Source organism: Spiroplasma ixodetis (genome assembly GCF_040369795.1).
GTDB lineage: Bacteria > Bacillota_I > Bacilli_A > Mycoplasmatales > VBWQ01 > Spiroplasma_E > Spiroplasma_E ixodetis_B.
The window spans coordinates 418,174-437,086 of the sequence record NZ_AP028955.1 but is presented as its reverse complement, the minus strand read 5'-3'; the positions used below and the strand labels follow the sequence as shown (position 1 = coordinate 437,086).

The following is an 18,913-nucleotide window of genomic DNA, read 5'->3' as shown; positions in this document are numbered from 1 at the left end:
AAAGTGAGTTAATTATGTTAAATTCAAAACAATTTTCAACAATTATCCAACTTCAAAATGAGTTAGATAAAAAAATAATTATTAATCGCGGTGTTAGCGATATTAAAACATTAAATTCTAGATTTTTAGCACTTTTAGTTGAATTAGGTGAATTTGCAAATGAACAAAGATGTTTTAAATATTGAAGTTCAAAACCAAGTAGTGAAAAATCAGTAATGCTTGAAGAATATATTGATAGTCTTCATTTTATTCTTAGTATCGGTAATAGCCTTAATATTAATTTTAAAAATTTTAGTTTTTCAGAAAAAACAAATTATCAAGATCTTAATCTTGCATTCATTGATTTATTTGCTTTTGTTACAACTTTTTTTAAATCAAAATCAAGTAATGATTTTTTTGAATTATTAAATATTTATTTTACAATCGGTAAAAAATGTAACTTTAATAGTGAAGACATTATTTCTTGTTATATTAATAAAAATGAAATAAATCATTTACGACAATCACAAAATTATTAACGGAAATAAGTGATAGTTTTATTTAGGAGATTAAAATGACTAATGTTAAAATTTTCAATTATAATAATACAAAATGAGAGTACATTATTACATATAAACAACAAAAACATATGTATTTAAAAGTGCGCAACGATCAAATTGTTATTAGTGCTCCATTTTTTATGCAAGAAAAATTAATTGAAGATTTCATTTTAAAAAGTTTACCTAAAATTTTAAAAAAGAAAACTATATTAAAACCTAATATTGTTATTAATAATAATGACAGTTATCTTTATTTTTTAAGTAAAAAATATAAATTAATTACTAAGTATAATTCAAAAAAAACCATTATTTATTTTGAATTTAATAATTTGGTAGTATGCACAAATATTCAAGATGATAAGCAAATATTAATTAAAATTCAAAAATTTTTAAAAGAAGAGTCAAAAAATATTTTTATGAGTCGTTTACAATATTGATCAGAAATTATGAATATTGATTTTTCAGTACTAAAAATTCGTTCGATGTTAAATAAATGAGGTGTTTGTCAACCAAATACTAAAATCATTACACTTAATTATAAATTAATTCATTTTGATTATGCTGTAATTGATTATGTTATAATTCATGAGTTAACGCATATAATTCATGCTCATCATAAAAAACCATTTTGAAATTTTGTTGCTCAATATTGTCCAGATTTTCAAGATTGTCAAAAAATATTAAAACAAGGAGTTATGGATGAAACAAATAACCTCACTTAAAAATCCAATAATTCAAAAATTAGTTTTATTACATGAAAGAAAACATCGCAATGTTAAAAAAATGTTTTTAATTGAAGGAGAACATTTAATTAGTATTGCATTATTAAAAAAAAGATTACTTGCAGTATATGTTGATGAGAAGTATTTAGACAAATATGCAAATTTATTAAAAGATTGTAATAATATTGAAGTTATTGTTGTAAATAGTATGATTATTAAAAAAATTTCACAACAAAAAAAACCACAACCAATAATTGGCGTTTGTAATATTGTTAAACCTTTAAATTATTTTTATTCTTTTCATATTATTCTAATTGATACAATTCAAGATCCAGGTAATTTAGGAAATATTTTACGCAGTGTTGCTGCTTTTAATATCTCTGAAGTATATTTATCGAATGAAAGCGTTGATTTATATAATCACAAAGTAATTAGCGCAAGTCAAGGAGCTATTTTTTATACTAATGTGTATTATGAAAATTTTGATCAATTTTTATTAAAAGTAAAAAATGCAAATTATATGATTTATGGTACATTTCTACATGAAGATAATAGTACTAATTTATCTGAAATTACCTTTAAGCAAAAGAATGCTTTTTTATTTGGCAATGAAGGACAAGGCATTAATAAAAAGTATAAAGATAAAATTAATAGTAATATTTTTATTCCAACTTCTTTTAATGTTGAATCATTAAATTTAGCAACAAGTGTAGCGATAGTAACGTATTGCTTATTTACTAGTAATATATTAAAATAAATTATACTTATTTTGAATTATAAAAATTTAATTATACATATTAACAAATTAATGGAGGAATAGAATGTTAGCGGTTAACGATTTAAAAAAAAGATTAGAAATTATTAGACAGCAAGCATTTAATAATATTGATGAAGTTGCTGATTTACATAAATTGCAAGTTTTAAAATCACAATATTTAGGTAAAAATTCGGATATTAATAATATATTAAAATCTTTAGAAAAGTTTCCTCATAATTTTAGAATTGAAATTGGTCAAGCAGCTAATAAATTAAAAAAAGAAATTAATGAATATATAATAAAAAAATTTAATGAAATTGAGAAAGATAACATTAATGAGCGTCTTAAATCTTCAGAAATTGATTTAACACTACCGGGTATTGATTTTAATATTGGTCACATCAATCCTCTATTAAAAACTGTTACCGAAATATCTGAAATTTTTAAAAATTTGGGTTATCAAATCATTAGTGGTAATGAAGTAGAAAATGAAGAATATAATTTTAATCGCTTAAATTTACCATTTGATCATCCAGCAAGAGATATGCAAGATACTTTTTATCTTGAAAATAATAATGACAAACTTAATCGTTGATTATTAAGAACACATGCTACAAATATGACTGCACGCATTCTTAGCGAGCAAGATAAAAATTCAAAAGAAACCACCGCTATTATTAGTTTAGGAAATGTTTATCGAAAAGATGATGATGATGTTACTCATTCTCATCAATTTATGCAAGTTGATGGTTTTTTAGTTGGTTCTAACATTACTTTTGCAAATTTAAAATGAACATTAAATTATTTTTGTCACCAATTTTTTGGTATGGAAACTAAAACAAGATTACGTCCTAGTTATTTTCCATTTACGGAGCCTTCAGTTGAAGTAGATGTAAGTTGCCCAAAATGTAATACAGAAGGTTGTTCATTATGTAAGTATACTGGTTGAATTGAAGTTTTAGGTGCTGGTATGATTCATCCAAATGTTTTTATTGCTGCTGGTTTAGACGAAACAACAGCAGGTTTTGCCTTTGGTATAGGCATTGAAAGAATTACTATGATTAAATATGACATTGACGATATCAGATTATTTTATAATAATGATTTTCGATTCTTAAAACAATTTTAAAAATTAAAAGGAGTATAAAATAAAATGATAGTTTCACGTAAAATCATTTCGCAGTGATTGAATATTAATAGCATTAAAGATTATGAAATCGTTGATGCTTTAAATAGTTTAGGTTTTGAGGTTGATCAAGTAAAAAATTTAATGTTTAGTAATACAAACTTAGTTGTTGGTCAAATTACTAAAATTACCAAACATCCTAAATCGAATAAATTAAATATTTGTGAAGTAACAGTAGGTACTGAAATGTTAACTATAGTTTGTGGTGCGCCAAATGTAGTTATTGGTATTAAAGTTGTTGTAGCAAGGATAGGAAGTGTTTTAGGTAATTGTCTTACTATTGTTGAAAGAACAATTCAAGATGTTGTTTCTTCAGGAATGCTTTGTTCATTAACAGAATTAGGATTAAGCGGTATTGTTCAGAATAAAGAAGAATTAAGTGGTATTATTCATTTACCAGATGATGCAATGATTGGTAATATTAATCCGTTACAATATTTAAATTTAGATGATACAATTTTTTTTATTGATTTAACAGTAAATCGTAGTGATTGTTTGGGGATTTATAGTATTGCTAGAGAATTAAGCGGTTATTTTAAAATTACTTTAAAAAACATGGAAGTTAGTAGTATAGGAAAATTTGATAATAAAAGTCAAGTTAGTGTTCTTAATGGTAAAATTCAAGCTTTAGCAACATTAAAGATTGAATTTAATGATAAATCTATAATAACACCAATTTGAATTAGAAGAACACTACAACTTGCAAATATTGTACCCAAAACTTTATCAGAAGATATTATTCATTTAGTAATGTTAGAATTGGGTCAACCCTTAATTACTTTTAGTGCTGATGTTTTAAAAAAAACATCTTTAAATATTTCACCTAAATCATACCCAGAAGGTAATTTGCAAATTAAAGAGGGCGATATTTTATTACACGATAAATATTTGGCTTTTAGTGTTTTAGGAGTTAGTCATAATATTGAATATGAAGTTAAACCAAGTTCCAAAGAAGTTTTTATATTTTCAATTAATCCTGATGTTACCTTAATGAGTAAACAAGCAAAACGACATGGTGCTCTTATTAATACATTATTAGAACGTTTAACAAGACCAGTTGTTCCTGACTATTATTTAATTGCTTTACAACGTTATTTGTTTATTTTAGGACAATTGCAAGTTAAATATGAAATTACCGGTTTTAGTAATGATGTTCCTTATCAAGTTAAAACAAAAGTGATTAACTTCAATTTTAATTTTATTAATAAAATTTTAGGTACAAAATTTGATGTTAATGAAATAATTAATTATTTAACTATTATTGGTTGTCAAATTGAAATTGATGCAAAAAATCAAGAAATTTTAAAATTAACAGTCCCTAATCATCGTAGTGATTTAAATAACGCTAATGATTTTAGTGAAGAAGTTGCCAGAGTATTTGGATATGATAAATTACCAGTTATTAAACCACAATTTAATGTATCATTTAAGTCGCCAACAGCATTGGGAAATTTAATGATGAAATGAAGACAACATTTAACAAGTTATGGTTTTAATCAAGTAAAAACATATAGTTTAACAAGTATGCAGAGATTAAATGATTTTAATTTTTTTAAATATAAAATACCTGTAAAATTAGAAGCACCGTTGACATTAACAAGAGAAGTTATGCGTTTTAGTTTGACAGATAGTTTATTAAGAATTTGTCAATATAATTATGCACGTAAAGAAACACAATTAAAAATTTTTACTGATGAAACTATTTATACAAGGGATGAAACTGATGATAATCATCATTTAGCGTTTATGATTATGGATAATTTTTGACCAAAAATTAATGCTAATAAAATTACTAATAGTACGTATTATTTTATTAAAGGTTTTTTAGATGGTTTTTTAGCAAAAGTTATGCCAAATTTATTTAACTCTATTGTTTATAAAAATAATAATAATTCTTTAATGCATCCGTATTTAAGCGCAGATATTTTTTATGAGCAAGAACATATTGCTACTATTGGCGCACTGCATCCACAAACTGAAAAAATAATGAATGTTGAAAAAATATTCTTAGCAGAAATTAATTGTAGTAAGTTAGTTAAAATCATAGAAGAACAACAAAAAGTAGTTTCTAAATTTAAGATTTGATCAAAATTTAATGCTTTAAGTCGTGATATATCAATTATTGTTAATAGCGATATTCAATTTTCTGATGTAAAAAATGCTATAATGTTTGCAAATATTGATTTTTTAGAACAAATATCTTTGGTAGATTTTTATAATGATGAAAAATTAAAATCACAACATCAACACTCATTAACTTTTAATTTGAAATTTAATAGTCAAGAAGAACAATTAGATGAAACAAAAGTAAGTGGACAAATAAGTAATATTCAAGAAATATTAAAGAAAAAATTTCAAGCAATTATTCGTTAAAAATATAACAAAATATTAAACAAAAATAATTTAAGTTTTTATAAAATGGCATTATTATTTATGATTACAATTTGTGCACAATCTTTAATTGAAACATTAATAAACTTAATGAATAATTTTGTGGTTGGTCAATTTGGAAATGATGATGCTATTGCCGGAGTTGCATCGTCAAGTAATATTTATGATATGGTTTGATATCTTTTTGGTAATGTTTAGTAATCTGTGTAACTTAGTGATTTTACAACTAAAATTTATTTAAAAAACACAGTTTTTAGGAAAGTCCCGATTAAAGCAAATATAGTTTCATTTACCATTAACTTGAACATAAGTTAAATCACTAACAATAACTTCATTTTTAAGCCTATTATTAAATTCTCTATTAACAAGATTAGTAATTTGACTATCATTGACTTTATTATGATAATTTTTGTATGATAATTTAGTGTATTTTGATATTAAATTATGTTTATTCATAATTTTTTTAATTTTTCGTCTTGATAAATTAATTTTCTTTTCTTTTAGAACAACTTTTAATCTTCTTGTTCCATAAGCTTCTTTATTTTCTTTAAAAGCACTAATAACAACTTCATCATACATATAGCTAACTAAAGTAATGTTTACTCATATCTTGAAAAACAAAATCAATAGCTTTTTTAATATTTGGTCAATAATTCGGTAATATTTTTCTTATATTATGTTTTATAGCAAATCAAAAATGTTCAATTGGATTTAAATTATGAGAATATGGTGGAAGAAATAATAGTTTGCATCCAGCATTTTCAATTAATTGTTGTGTTAATTTAGATTTATGAAACGTTGCATTATCTAAAACTATAATTTGTCCACGCTTTAATACTGGAATTAGTATATTTTTTACATATGATTCAAAAATTTTACTGTTGCAATGTCCTTCAAATGCTCATAGGGCTTTTAATTTACCTTTATTTAGTGAACCAATTATACTCATTCTTTTTATTTTATATGCGGGTTTATTATCAAATAATCTTTTACCTTTTTCAGATCAACCATATTTATAAAATTCCTTATCATCAATTCCAGATTCATCAATATATACTAAATCTTCATTCATTATTTTAGCTATTTCTTTTAAAAAATCTTCTTGTTTATTTTTATCTCTTTGTTCATATAGAAAAGTTTTTTTATATGTATAATTTAGTTTTTTCAAATAGTTATAAACTGTTTCTTTAGTCATATCACCAAATTTTTCAATTACTTTTTGAACTGTAACATCTTTATTTTGCGCTAAATAATTTTTTAATTCATCTAAATCCTTTATTTTGTGGCTATGTCCTTTTTGATAATTCAAAATTTGTTTTATATGCACAGTTTCTTTTTTTTTCTTCATAATAATAAAGTCTTTCTAGTAATATTGAACACTTTACAAATTTCTTTAATTTTCATGTTTTTACTTTCATAGGCTTCTATTACTTTTCTTCGTAAGTCTTCACTGTATGGTTTTGGCGTAATTTAATCTTCCTAATCTATTTTAAATATTGCTGAATTATACTTTTAAATTCAAAAACTGTTTAAATTACATATTATTATTTTACATTATTTATGAGTAAACATTACTTTAGTTAGCTATATTATTTTGAATTTTATCTTCTTTTTTCTTGAAATTAAAATAATATGTTGATTTAGAGATTTTTAAAAAACGACACATTAGACATATTCCGTAAATAAATTTTTTAAAAGTCAATTAATAATTTAAAATTTATTTTATAATTTCTTTATTAATAAATTAATAAGGTGTTTATAAAAATGAATTTTGAAAATTTAAAAAAATTAAAAAATGAACAATTTTATAGATATTTTGGTATAAAACGTTTTCATTTTGATGAAATGTTAACAAAATTAATTGAAATAGAAAATTTAAAAAAAACTAAAGTTAGAAAATATAAACTTTCAGTTGAAGAAAGATTGAACATGACTTTAGTATACTGAAAAGAATATTATACTTTTTTCCAAATGATTATTAAATATAAAATGAGTGCATCAAGTTGTTTTCGAAATATTACTTGAGTAGAAAATAAACTTAGTGATGACAAAGATTATCAGTTTTTAAAAACAAAATATAAATCAAAAATTGAGAAAAAACAAGAAGATTTAAATGAATTTCAATTTTATTTAATTGATTCAACTGAAATTGAAATTGAAAGACCAACTAAAAAAAACTACAGTTAGAATATTTTTCTGGTAAAAGTTGAATGTTTTCTATAAAATTTAAAATTATATATGACTTTTTTAATAAAAAAATTTTTGATATTTTTGCTGATAATGGAAAAGTACATGATTTTCAAATATTAAAAAATTAAAATCTTGAATTTTCAGAAAAAACAATAATTATTGGTGATTTGGGATATCAAGGAATACAAAATATTTATAAAAATACTATATTACACTATTAAAAAAACTAAAAATAAAAAATTAACTAAACAAGAAAAAATCTACAATAAAATTATTTCAAAAATTATAATTAAAGTTGAACATGTTTTTGCTTGATTAAAAAGATTCAAAATTTTAATAAATAAATGTAGAAAAAGTATATTTAGACTTATGTACTTAAGATTTAACTTACTTTGTGAAATTTTTAATAAAAAAAAGCCATTAAAATAAAAAAATATTTTTAATATTTTTTTAAAAATTTAAATTTTTATCAAGTTAATATAAAAATAATATTAACAATTTTTGTGTTTGAAATATAAATTTATTTTTAAAGTATTTTTTTAAAAATATTAACTTCTATAATTATTAACACTAAAAAATTTATAAATATTATTATTGACAATTGATTAAATTTATTTACGGAATATGTCTATTGTACGAATTTTATATTTAACTTTATTTTTAGTAATAATTTCTATTTTCTGCCTATTATTAGTGCTGCTTGCTTTAAAATATCATTTTCCATTCTTAATTGTTTTAATTATTTTCTTAATTTAATTAATTCATTTTCTTCAACAGGACGGTTATCTTTGGTTTTAAAACTGCCTGAATTAGTAAATTGCTTAATTCAATTATAAGTATCTGCTATTGTAACATTGTACTCTTTAGCAAGACAAGACACTGACTTACCACTTTGATATAAAGCTACTATTTGTTTTTTAAATTCATCTGAATATGAGTTAATATTGGCCATAATTATAATTCCTTTCTTTTAACTAATTTGTTCACTTGTCTACGTAATTAGTGTCCAATAAAGCGGAACCCATCGACCATATTCTCCTAATTTAAATCCAATTGAACATTTTTTGATTTGCTATAAAACATAATATAAGAAAAATATTACCAAATTATTGACCAAATATTAAAAAAGCTATTGATTTTGTTTTTCAAGATATGAGTAAACATTACTTTAGTTAGCTATAAATTAAACTTAGGGAAAAATGTTGTAATAAATATGTTAGCAACTGTTAAAAAAATTGTTGATATTTTTGCTGATAATGGAAAAGTACATGATTTTCAAATATTAAAAAAATTCAAATAAATCATCTAATATTAGAAAGCAAATTTAGATGAAAATTAAATATTGAAATTAAAGAATAAATATTATAATAAATAATATTAATACTTACTGATAATGATACCATTATTAAATTTGATAAAAAATGTTAAAATAATATAATATTCATTAATACCAATTATTTTTATTATTTTTAAAAAGTTTTTCTTTCGCCACTCAATCATAAACATTCCTAAATAAAAAGATGAAATAAAAACTGATATTGATAAAAAATTTAACAAAAGGGGGGGGTAAAATCTGATAATAACTATAATTATTTCATAATCACGATGATAATGCAGAAATTAAAAAACCTAATAAAAATACAAAAATATAATTTCTAGGATTTACAAAAATTACTTTTGAAATTAAAGAAAAAAGTCTTGAAAATTTAGAAACAGTACTTTGTTTGAATAATTCTTTAGTTACCATTAACTTCATTTTGATAATAATCCACCATCATTTTACGTAAACTACTATATTTTTTTATAATTGCATCAATACTTTAGTCTTGATAAATTTCACCATTTTTTAAAATTACTACCCGATCACAAAGTAATTCAACTTCTTCTGGTGTGTGTGAAACAATTAATAAATTAATTTTTTTAATTTCTTTTCATGACTTAATAAAATTAACAAGTTTAATTTGCATTTTTAAATCTAAACCAGTAACTAACTCATCTAAAATTAAAATTTCAGGATCATTTAAAATTGATAAAAAACAATTAAATCTTTGTCTTTGACCAACCGAAAGTAAAAAAATTTCTTTTTTCAAAATATCATTTAACTCAAAAAAATCAATTAATCATTTTCCTTATTCACTTTTAATATATTTTTTATTTTTATAAAATTTAATTAAATCAATAATTCGTGTACCAACCGGTAAATAACCTTCTTGAAATTGAACACCAATTTTCCGAATAACCTTTTTACCAACATCATCAAGAAATAATAATTTACCTGATGTTGGTTTTAAAACTTGTGAAATAATTTCAACCAAAGTAGTTTTACCAGAACCATTAGCACCTAAAATAGCAAGTGATTGTGAAGCAGGTATCTCTAAATTAATATTTTTTAAAAACTGATTTTTACCATAATTTTTACTTATATTTTGTAGAATAATAATTTTTATTTTCCTTGTAAATTATTATTTAAAATTTCTTCATATAATTTATTAAACATTTTTTTCATATCAGAATCCAAAATTAATAGTGGCTTTACTGTATTGGCAATGGGTGGTTTATTTCACATATATTCACCTTTGTTATTTCGTTCCACATATTTATCAAAAGTATAAAAATCAATATCAATTGATTTTTCAATTGTTCTACCTAAATCTTGAATTCAAATTTTTACTCATTGAAAATAAAAACCAACTTCAAAATACTTCATAACTCATAAGTTTGAATATTAATTTGCATTAATGTAATTACTACTTGGATCATCAATTTTATTAATAGTAAACTCAATAAAATATGTTCGCAATGTTAAGGCCATGTATATTTGCATTGATTGTGAATGAATAATTTTATTATTAATATAATCATTAATATCTGGTGTTGGTATACCAATTTCATCATAGCCAGGTTTACCAGCATTTTTAATTGCTTAATCACGGTATTTATCAAATTCAGCAAGATAAAAATTATTAAAACCATTAACAATATCGTCATTAGTTTTACCTACTTTATCAATAGCATCTTGATATAAAAATTGTCAAACATTTAATTGATTTCTATCTTTTTTTGGTCAACAGCGTGTTGGATTAATAATATCATTTATACTATTTGTTTGATCAAAACTATTATTTACTAAAAATGTAATAACATTGCTAATTAGTGTTATAAAAATAAACATTATAAATAAAATCCATAAATATTTCTTCATATTTCCTCTTTAATATTAGTTATAAAAGTAAGGATATCATAAATAAGAATTTTATTCATTATTTTATTATACTTTTTATGATTTCTTCAACAAAAAAATTTTCACCAAAAATTTCATTAATATTAGCATTTTCAATGATATTAGTAATAGTTACTAAATTATTTTTTTGTTTTTCTAGTTTTTTTTCTAAACTAGTAGTACCTGCTGAGCCTAGGAAATCACCATATATTTTAATATTTTCAATAATTCCTGCCTTAACATTCATTCAAACTTGAATAGTTCCTTTACTAGGAAAAAGTGTTTTATGCTTTAAATCAAAATCTGGAGATTTACCATAAACTCAATCTCAAGTTCGATATTTAGTATTTGCTAATGATTCAATATCAGCAATCATTTTTTCAGAAAATTCCATAATCTTTGTATTTTTTGTACTTTTTAATTGTTCAATAATTAAATTTTGAAATTCTTCAATTGTTATTGGTGGATTTAATAATGGTAAAATATTTGTTACTCGTGCTTGTACTGATTTAATACCTTTTGATTTTAATTTATCCAAATCAGGTTTTAATACTTTTGGTAACATTTGCATATCAACATTAAAAAGAATAGTACCATGATGTAAAATTCGATTTTTATATGTATATTGGGCATTACCCGATATTTTTTTATCATCAACTAAAATATCATTTTTACCACTAAATTGAGCGTTTAAACCTAGACTTTGTAAAACATTAACTATTGGTTTTGTAAAAAGATCATAATTACGAGCATTATCTTTATTTTTATCAAAAATAAAAGTAAAATTTAAATTTCCTAAATCTTGATAAACAGTTCCACCACCAGATAATCTTCGTACAACATTAACTTTTTTTGTTCTTACATATTCATTATTAATTTCTTCAATTGTATTTTGGTTTCTACCAACAACAATAGTATTATTATTTTGTCATAATAATAAGATTTCATCAGTTATATAAGGATTAGTAATCAAATATTCTTCGGCTGCTAAATTAAAATATGGGTCTTTGCTATTATTAATATAATAAATCATTATTAATTTAATCTCCTTTATCTTTAGTTTTAAAATTTGTTCATTTATTAACAAATTTTAAAGTAGTTTTGCAATATGTATCATAATCGGTAGTGACGGCTCTTATATGTTTAGCAAATGGCATAATTAATAATTCACTTATTGTTTCTTCTTCATAATTTATTTTCTCTTCATAAATTTTTTGTGCCATTGTTGCCGCTACAGTTTCATCATCATTACCATGAATAAATAATACAGGAATTGAAGAACAATATTTAAATTTATTAATAGGTTCAATACTATTAATATTAAATTTATCTTTTAACCTAAAGAAAAATTTAACACCATAATAAAATCAAAATCAATGAAGGTTAAAGTATTGTTTACCCATAATTTTAATAATATGACTAAAACTATCAAATCCACAATCAGAAATTGCGCATTTAACACCAAATTTACCAGTATCAAGTCGAGATATTGTTTCCAAAATAGTACTAGCGCCCATACTATTACCAATTAAAGTAATATTGGGGGGTTGTTTAAAATCTGTTTCTGTTAAATAATTATTAAGACTTAAAATAACAGCATATAAATCATCTGCTTCTTTATTGCCAAAAGTAATTGCATCATGAATATTATTACTACCATGACCTCTTGTATGATAAGTAACAATACTATATCCCTGCTCATAAAAATGTTTAACTAAATATAAAATGCTATAGCTATTTTGTTGTCAACCATGAGTTGCAATTATTCATTTATGTTTTTTATTAGATTGATGATTATTAATGAAAAAAGCTGATAACAAGCGATTATCATAAGTAGTTATCGTCATATCTTGTGCTTCCGTCATATCCCAATCACTATCATCAATCATTAGTTGTAGAGAATTTTGTAATTCCATATCTCGATTATAAAAACTAAAAGTATTGAGAACAATTTTATAAAAATTTGGATTAGTACTTCGTCCAATTCGTTGAAAATTTTCCATAACATTTCGCATCATTAAACCAATAAAAAAATTAGTAATTAAAAAAGGAATAATCCATAATGGAAAAGTAAATATCAAAATAATTTTTAATCATCAAGCAATTTTATATTTACTTTCTTTAACTGGTGAAGTCATTCTTGCTCTAAGTTTTAAATATTTTTCATTACTAACCATTATATTTTATTCCTCTCAAAATTAATTTGATAAAGCAATCTATTTTTTCTTACCTTTTAAATATGGATCTGGATATGTAACATCTTCTTTTGTTAAAATTCCTGTCGCTAAAAGTGCTGCCGCAGTAACAAAGTTATAAGGCTTATTAAAGTGTGGTAAAAAATACATATCAATTAATGGAATTTCATCAATAGTAAGCTTTTTCAATATTGCTAATGAAAACATTGCAATTGTTTCTGTATGATCATGAGTTGAACCGATTTCAGCTCCAACAATACGACGAGAACTCTTTTCTCATATAATTTTAATTTTTACTTCATGATTTTCGCTCATAAAAGGTGGAAACACTGTATCTTGATAAAAATATGCTTCTACATTATTAGAACCTAAAATTGCTTTTGCACAAACTTCTGATAAACCAGTAGCACATAACTTTCAACCAAAAACAGCAATTGCATTTGTTCCTTGAACACCAGGAAAGGCGATTCTTGTTTTAGGATCTTTTTTTGCAACATTTAATCCAGCAATTAAACCACTACGTACAGCATTAGTTGCTAAGGCAATATTAACATTTTTATTTCAAGCATTTGAACGAATATTAATACAATCACCAATTGCATAAACATTAGGATCTGAAGTTTGAAAATATTCATTAACTTCAATTGCACCACGAGGATCTAAGTTAAGTTGAACTTTACCATTCTCATCTTTCAAGATAGCAGTATTTGGTAAGAAACCAACAGCCATAATTACTAAATCAGCTTTATATGTTCCTTTATTAGTTTTTACTTCACTCACTTTATCATCTTTAATAATAAATTCTTGTAAAGTTTCTCCTAATTGTAATTTTACTCCTACTTTTTTCATATCTGATTCAACATCATTTGTAAATTCTTCATCATAATAACGAGGCATAATACGATTTTCAAAATCAATTAAAGTAACTTCTTTTTTATTTTTATAAAAAGCTTCTACTAATTCAATACCAATATAACCTGCGCCAATTACTACTACTTTTTTTACTTCCGGTTTACTCAAATCAGAAATAATTTCTTGAGCATGTTGGTATAGTTTTGATAAATGAATGCCATTTGTTAATTTAACACCATTTAAAGTATCTTTAACAATCTCACCATCTTTATGAGCAATTAAACCAGGAATTTCTTTACCACCTGGATTTAAGATTGGTCATGAACCAATTCCTAATACTAACTTATCATAACTTTCAATAAATACTTCATTAGTATCTAAATTTTTAATAGTAACAGTTTTTGCTTTACTATCATATTTAATCATTTCATGTTTTTCTTTAATTTTAACACCTAATGCTCTTAACTTTTCAATTGTGGCATAAAATAATCCTTTTGGATCAGTAAATTCTTTACCAACTCAAAGCGCAATTCCACATCCTAAAAATGAAATATTATCATTACGATCATATGCTACTACTTCACTATTTGGATTAGACCTCATAATTGACTTTAATGCTGTTGTTCCGGCGTGATTAACACCTATAACAACTATCTTTTGTTTTCTTTTCATGCTAAAACCCTCTCTTACTTATTACTTTTTTTCAATTTCTTTTATTGTGTAATCACAAATACAAATATATACATTATTTTATCACTTTTTATTTAATAGTTACAACTCTTTCTTTGTTCAGTAAATGAATATAACAATAATTTTAAGAAGCTGAAATTGCCATTGCTGATGGACTACTTCCATCATGATCATGATGATATTTATTAATTTCTAATAAGCCACGACAAGTATCTCAATTATTATTTAAGAACGGCTTATTAGTTTTTTTATTTTTTTGTCATAATTATTTATTTTATTTATCATGCTTTTATCAAAATTTTCAATTTCATCTTTTTCAAAAATTTTAAAAATTTTCTTTTCTTTAATGTCTTTATATGTCATACTTTTTTCTCCTTGAATCTTTAAATTATTTATTTTTAATTAAAATTTGATAATTATTAAGTATTTTCACTTAACTTAAACATTACATATCAAAACAAAAAAACCTTAATATATTTTTTTTATTTTTTAAATATTTTTTAATAAATTATATGTATCTTGACAAATCATTAATTCTTCATTTGTTCTAATTTTAAAAATAGGAACTTCTGATTGTTTATCACTAATTTCTAAGTAATCATTATACTTATCATTATTTTTATTAGTTACTAATTTTAAAGTAAACACTTTAATTTCCTCAATAACTAATTGACGAATAATTGCGGAATTTTCACCAATACCTGCTGTAAATACTAATGCATCAATATTACTATCTAAATCATTACCATATTGAACAATATAATTAGCAATTCTTTGAACAAACATTTTTATTGCTAATTGTGATTGTAAATGATATTTATGGTTTTTATCATTACTACTTGCAAGAACATCACGTAAATCAGAAGAATGTCCACTAATTCCTAATAAACCTGAACTTTTATTTAAATCATTAGTAATAGTTTCAATAGTCGCTTCTGCTTTAACATTACACATATAATCATGAATAGAAGGGTCAATGATACCACTTCTAGAACCCATAATTAAACCATCTAATGGTGTTAATCCCATGCTAGTATTAAAACTTTTACCATTTTTAATAGCACAAATACTAGCGCCATTACCTAAATGACAAATAATAGCATTAATCTTATCTTTTGATTTATTTAAAATATTAGTTAATTTATCTAAAATATAACGATAACTAGTACCATGAAAACCATATCTTCTTACCTCATATGTTTTATATCAATCATATGGAACTGAGTAAAGATATTTTTCTTCAGGAATATTACTATGAAATGAAGTATCAAATACTGCCACATGTTTAGCATGTGGAACTAATTTTTGAAAAGATGATAATCCTTTTAAAGCTGGTGGATTATGTAATGGCGCTAATGGAATACATGCTTTGATACCAGCAATGACTTTCTCATCAATAACAATTGATTTATTAAATTTTTGACCACCGTTAACAATACGATGACCAATTCGTTTAATATCATCAAAATTATTAATGACCTTATACTCAATTAATGCATCAATAACTGTTTGTGCTCCTATAACATGATCGGCAATATCTTTCGTTACTTCATGTTTAATAAAGTTATCACCATTAGCAATTTCAATAATAAAATTACTATTTTTAATAGCTATCCTTTCAACTAAACCTTTACAAAGAATAGTAAAATGAGGTTGTTTATCATTATTAATAGCATTAAAAAGTTGAAATTTAATAGAACTACTTCCGGCATTAATAACTAAAATTTTATTTTGTTCTGACATATTTGTTTTATCTCCTTATTAATTCTTAATTAATGTTTGAATAGCAGTGATCAATGCTGTGTAATAAATGTCATCAATAGTAGCACCACGAGAAAGATCATTAACTGGCTGATTTAAACCCAAAACAATAGGACCAATAGCTTTATAACCACCTAATCTTTGGGCAATTTTATAACCAATATTAGCAGCATCTAAAGTTGGGAAAATAAATGCATTACAATGATTTTTAATTGTTAATTCTGGGAATTTTTTATTTCGCACTTCTTGATCTCAAGCAGCATCAAATTGAATTGGTCCTGCTACTTGCACATTCTTTAATTTTAAATGCTGAACAAAGTTAGTGGCATTACGTACTTTATCAACACTTTCACCACTACCACTAGTATTAGTAGAATAAGATAACATTGCTAATTTAATTGGATTAAATTCTAAAAGTTCGCCAAAGTGAATTGTAGATTTTGCAATATCTGCTAATTGTTCAGCTGTTGGATTTAAATTAATTGAACCATCACTAAATAAAAATATTTCTTCATTTTTATTCATAATAAATGTACTTGAAACAGTTTTAGTACCTGCTTTTGGTCCAATAATTTGTAAAGCCGGACGTAAAATATCAGCAGTAGTAAAAGTAATACCACCAACAAAACCATTAACTTCTTTATTATTTAATAACATCATTCCATAGTAATTACGACTTAATACCAATTTATTAGTTGCTTCTAAAGTTAAACCCTTTGCTTTTCTTAATTCATATAATTGATTAGTAAAATTTGTTACTTGATTTTCTTCAATAGATAATGTTTTAATATTAGAATTTTTAATATTACTAGGAATTTCTTTATCATTATTAAATAATAAAACTGGTGTAATAAAATTTTTAACAAGTGAATTATCATTAATAATTTTTAAAGCTACTGCCTGTACTTTTTCATTATCGCCTTCTGGAAATAAAATTCTGATTGATGTTTTGCTTTTTTGTAAAATAGATAAAATAAAATCTAATAGTTTCATATTATCTTCTCTCCTTTAATTTGTTAATTTTGATTGCTAATAATAGTTGCAATTGCTTTATTTTGTACTGCTTTAATGATATTATTTTCAGCCTTAATATCAAATACCATAATTTTCAAGTTAGCTTCCATGCACATTGTTGAAGCAGTTAAATCCATTACTTTTAATTGTTTATTAGTAATATCTTGATATGATAAATGTGAATAACGAATAGCATTTTTGTTAATATTTGGATCTTTATCATAAACACCATCAACACCATTTTTTGCCATTAATAATATATCCGCATTAATTTCAGTAGCACGAAGTGCTGCTGCAGTATCCGTTGTAAAGTATGGTGAACCAGTACCACCAGCAAAAATACAAACATAGCCTTTTTCAAAACTACTAATAGCTTTTTTGTAATAAAAAGGTTCAGCAACTTGATTAATCTCTAATGATGTTTGCACAATAACTTTTACGTTAAGCGCTTTTAACTTTGATTCAATTACCAAAGCATTCATAATAGTTGCTAACATTCCCATATAATCAGCATTAATTCTTTTTAAACCAATCTTTTCTCCTTGTTTAGAACCACGTCAAATATTACCACCACCAATTACTAAACCAACTTCTACTTTTGCCTTAACTAGGGTTTGAATTTGTTGACAAACATTATCAATACTTTCATTATTATATAATCCATTACTACCATCACCTAAAGCTTCACCACTAATTTTTAATAATATTCGTTTATATTTAAATTGTTCCATTTTTGATCATCCTCCTTAAATTTAATATTATAAAAAGCCACAGATTGCTTTGTGGCTTCTTATTTATTTACTGTTATCACTAGATAATGAATCATTATTTGCGCTTTCAGCGATAGTTTCTAATTCAACGTTAGCAATAACTTTTTGTGCTAAATGGTCTTTAACAAAAATTTGTGCTTGTGGAGTGATAATTGTTAAACGTTTTTTAATTTTTTTAATACCCTGTTCATAAACAATTTTTAAAACATTTTTCTTTTGTTCCAATGCAACAATTTTACTAGTATTAACGCTTTGTCCAAAGAAATAAATATTATGTTCATCAACTGCGATACCAAAATCAAAACTAAAAATATATGCTAATCCTAACATGATAACTAAAAATATATACTCTACTATTAATAAACTTAAAAAAGCAGGATCGGATTTAATATATTCTGGTTCAAATGTTCAAACTTGCATTCCAATTGGAACAATCGAGATAAATAAACCAATTACCCCAACTATTAATGTTGCTACTAATAATTTTAAATTCAAAAATTTAATAGTTGTTTTTGATTTATTAAAACTATATCATCCTCAAACAAGAATAACTAATAATAATATAAACATTACTAATGCAATATAATATATAATTTGAAAATTCACTTTATTTACCTCCTAAATGT

24 protein-coding genes are annotated in these 18,913 nt (G+C 23.6%); 9 read left to right on the top strand and 15 right to left on the bottom strand.

Features of this window, described 5'->3' with window-relative positions; genetic code table 4:
• Positions 1-14: 14 nt before the first annotated feature.
• From ABWV63_RS03145 to pheT, 5 genes are all read left to right on the top strand, one after another.
• Entirely contained in the window at positions 15-518 is a 504-nt protein-coding gene (locus ABWV63_RS03145) for a dUTP diphosphatase (RefSeq protein WP_353306773.1), read from the top strand.
• Between the two features lie 35 nt (positions 519-553).
• Positions 554-1,261, top strand: coding sequence for a SprT family zinc-dependent metalloprotease (locus tag ABWV63_RS03140; protein WP_353306772.1), 708 nt, complete (start codon positions 554-556; stop codon positions 1,259-1,261).
• Complete coding sequence (locus ABWV63_RS03135) at positions 1,239-2,018, top strand: RNA methyltransferase (protein WP_353306771.1); 780 nt, start codon at positions 1,239-1,241, stop codon at positions 2,016-2,018. Before ABWV63_RS03140 ends, ABWV63_RS03135 begins: the two co-directional genes overlap by 23 nt.
• Positions 2,019-2,082: 64 nt before the next feature.
• Entirely contained in the window at positions 2,083-3,147 is a 1,065-nt protein-coding gene (pheS, locus tag ABWV63_RS03130; protein ID WP_353306770.1) for a phenylalanine--tRNA ligase subunit alpha, read from the top strand.
• 24 nt (positions 3,148-3,171) lie between these two features.
• Complete coding sequence (gene pheT / locus ABWV63_RS03125; RefSeq protein ID WP_353306769.1) at positions 3,172-5,577, top strand: phenylalanine--tRNA ligase subunit beta; 2,406 nt, start codon at positions 3,172-3,174, stop codon at positions 5,575-5,577.
• Positions 5,578-5,832: 255 nt separating this feature from the next.
• Here pheT and ABWV63_RS03120 read toward each other — a convergent pair whose 3' ends face one another.
• The gene (locus tag ABWV63_RS03120) at positions 5,833-6,216 is read right to left on the bottom strand and encodes an IS3 family transposase (RefSeq protein WP_353306768.1); all 384 of its coding nucleotides are present in this window, start codon (positions 6,214-6,216) and stop codon (positions 5,833-5,835) included.
• Positions 6,179-6,943, bottom strand: a complete 765-nt coding sequence (locus ABWV63_RS03115; RefSeq protein ID WP_353306767.1) for an IS630 family transposase — start codon at positions 6,941-6,943, stop codon at positions 6,179-6,181. The genes ABWV63_RS03120 and ABWV63_RS03115 overlap by 38 nt, the downstream gene beginning before the upstream one ends.
• Positions 6,944-7,359: 416 nt before the next feature.
• Between ABWV63_RS03115 and ABWV63_RS03110 the strand changes: the two genes are divergently transcribed.
• A complete protein-coding gene (locus tag ABWV63_RS03110; RefSeq protein ID WP_353306766.1) occupies positions 7,360-7,782 on the top strand; it encodes a transposase family protein in 423 nt (140 codons plus the stop codon).
• A gap of 165 nt (positions 7,783-7,947) precedes the next feature.
• Complete coding sequence (locus ABWV63_RS03105; RefSeq protein ID WP_353306765.1) at positions 7,948-8,214, top strand: transposase family protein; 267 nt, start codon at positions 7,948-7,950, stop codon at positions 8,212-8,214.
• Positions 8,215-8,524: 310 nt separating this feature from the next.
• Here the strand turns inward: ABWV63_RS03105 and ABWV63_RS03100 are convergent, their stop codons facing one another.
• Complete coding sequence (locus ABWV63_RS03100) at positions 8,525-8,737, bottom strand: transposase (RefSeq protein WP_353306764.1); 213 nt, start codon at positions 8,735-8,737, stop codon at positions 8,525-8,527.
• 101 nt (positions 8,738-8,838) lie between these two features.
• Between ABWV63_RS03100 and ABWV63_RS03095 the strand changes: the two genes are divergently transcribed.
• Together ABWV63_RS03095 and ABWV63_RS03090 are read left to right on the top strand one after the other, a co-directional pair.
• On the top strand, positions 8,839-8,961 hold the full coding sequence (locus tag ABWV63_RS03095; protein WP_353306763.1) for a hypothetical protein: 123 nt from the start codon (positions 8,839-8,841) through the stop codon (positions 8,959-8,961).
• Positions 8,924-9,085: a hypothetical protein gene (locus ABWV63_RS03090; protein ID WP_353306762.1), complete on the top strand. Its 162-nt coding sequence runs from the start codon at positions 8,924-8,926 to the stop codon at positions 9,083-9,085. The genes ABWV63_RS03095 and ABWV63_RS03090 overlap by 38 nt, the downstream gene beginning before the upstream one ends.
• 520 nt (positions 9,086-9,605) lie before the next feature.
• On the opposite strand, the gene ABWV63_RS03085 is transcribed toward ABWV63_RS03090, so the two are convergent.
• From ABWV63_RS03085 to ABWV63_RS03030, 12 genes are all read right to left on the bottom strand, one after another.
• Complete coding sequence (locus tag ABWV63_RS03085) at positions 9,606-9,875, bottom strand: hypothetical protein (protein ID WP_353306761.1); 270 nt, start codon at positions 9,873-9,875, stop codon at positions 9,606-9,608.
• A gap of 39 nt (positions 9,876-9,914) precedes the next feature.
• Positions 9,915-10,130 (bottom strand): ATP-binding cassette domain-containing protein, encoded by a 216-nt coding sequence (locus tag ABWV63_RS03080; protein ID WP_353307162.1) that lies wholly within the window; start codon positions 10,128-10,130, stop codon positions 9,915-9,917.
• Between the two features lie 98 nt (positions 10,131-10,228).
• Positions 10,229-10,492 (bottom strand): hypothetical protein, encoded by a 264-nt coding sequence (locus ABWV63_RS03075; RefSeq protein ID WP_353306760.1) that lies wholly within the window; start codon positions 10,490-10,492, stop codon positions 10,229-10,231.
• Positions 10,493-10,708: 216 nt separating this feature from the next.
• Positions 10,709-10,957 (bottom strand): hypothetical protein, encoded by a 249-nt coding sequence (locus ABWV63_RS03070; RefSeq protein WP_353306759.1) that lies wholly within the window; start codon positions 10,955-10,957, stop codon positions 10,709-10,711.
• 88 nt (positions 10,958-11,045) lie between these two features.
• Positions 11,046-12,038: a lipoate--protein ligase gene (locus ABWV63_RS03065; RefSeq protein ID WP_353306758.1), complete on the bottom strand. Its 993-nt coding sequence runs from the start codon at positions 12,036-12,038 to the stop codon at positions 11,046-11,048.
• Positions 12,039-12,045: 7 nt separating this feature from the next.
• A complete protein-coding gene (locus ABWV63_RS03060; RefSeq protein ID WP_353306757.1) occupies positions 12,046-13,182 on the bottom strand; it encodes an alpha/beta hydrolase in 1,137 nt (378 codons plus the stop codon).
• 39 nt (positions 13,183-13,221) lie between these two features.
• A complete protein-coding gene (locus ABWV63_RS03055) occupies positions 13,222-14,724 on the bottom strand; it encodes an FAD-dependent oxidoreductase (RefSeq protein WP_353306756.1) in 1,503 nt (500 codons plus the stop codon).
• A gap of 243 nt (positions 14,725-14,967) precedes the next feature.
• Positions 14,968-15,105 carry a hypothetical protein gene (locus ABWV63_RS03050; RefSeq protein WP_353306755.1) on the bottom strand — a complete coding sequence of 46 codons (138 nt, stop codon included), beginning with the start codon at positions 15,103-15,105 and terminating at the stop codon, positions 14,968-14,970.
• Between the two features lie 126 nt (positions 15,106-15,231).
• Complete coding sequence (locus ABWV63_RS03045; protein WP_353306754.1) at positions 15,232-16,485, bottom strand: acetate kinase; 1,254 nt, start codon at positions 16,483-16,485, stop codon at positions 15,232-15,234.
• An 18-nt stretch (positions 16,486-16,503) separates the two neighbouring features.
• On the bottom strand, positions 16,504-17,496 hold the full coding sequence (pta, locus tag ABWV63_RS03040; RefSeq protein ID WP_353306753.1) for a phosphate acetyltransferase: 993 nt from the start codon (positions 17,494-17,496) through the stop codon (positions 16,504-16,506).
• Between the two features lie 23 nt (positions 17,497-17,519).
• Positions 17,520-18,248: a UMP kinase gene (pyrH, locus tag ABWV63_RS03035; protein ID WP_353306752.1), complete on the bottom strand. Its 729-nt coding sequence runs from the start codon at positions 18,246-18,248 to the stop codon at positions 17,520-17,522.
• A gap of 63 nt (positions 18,249-18,311) precedes the next feature.
• Positions 18,312-18,893: a hypothetical protein gene (locus ABWV63_RS03030; protein ID WP_353306751.1), complete on the bottom strand. Its 582-nt coding sequence runs from the start codon at positions 18,891-18,893 to the stop codon at positions 18,312-18,314.
• Between the last annotated feature and the right edge of the window lie 20 nt (positions 18,894-18,913).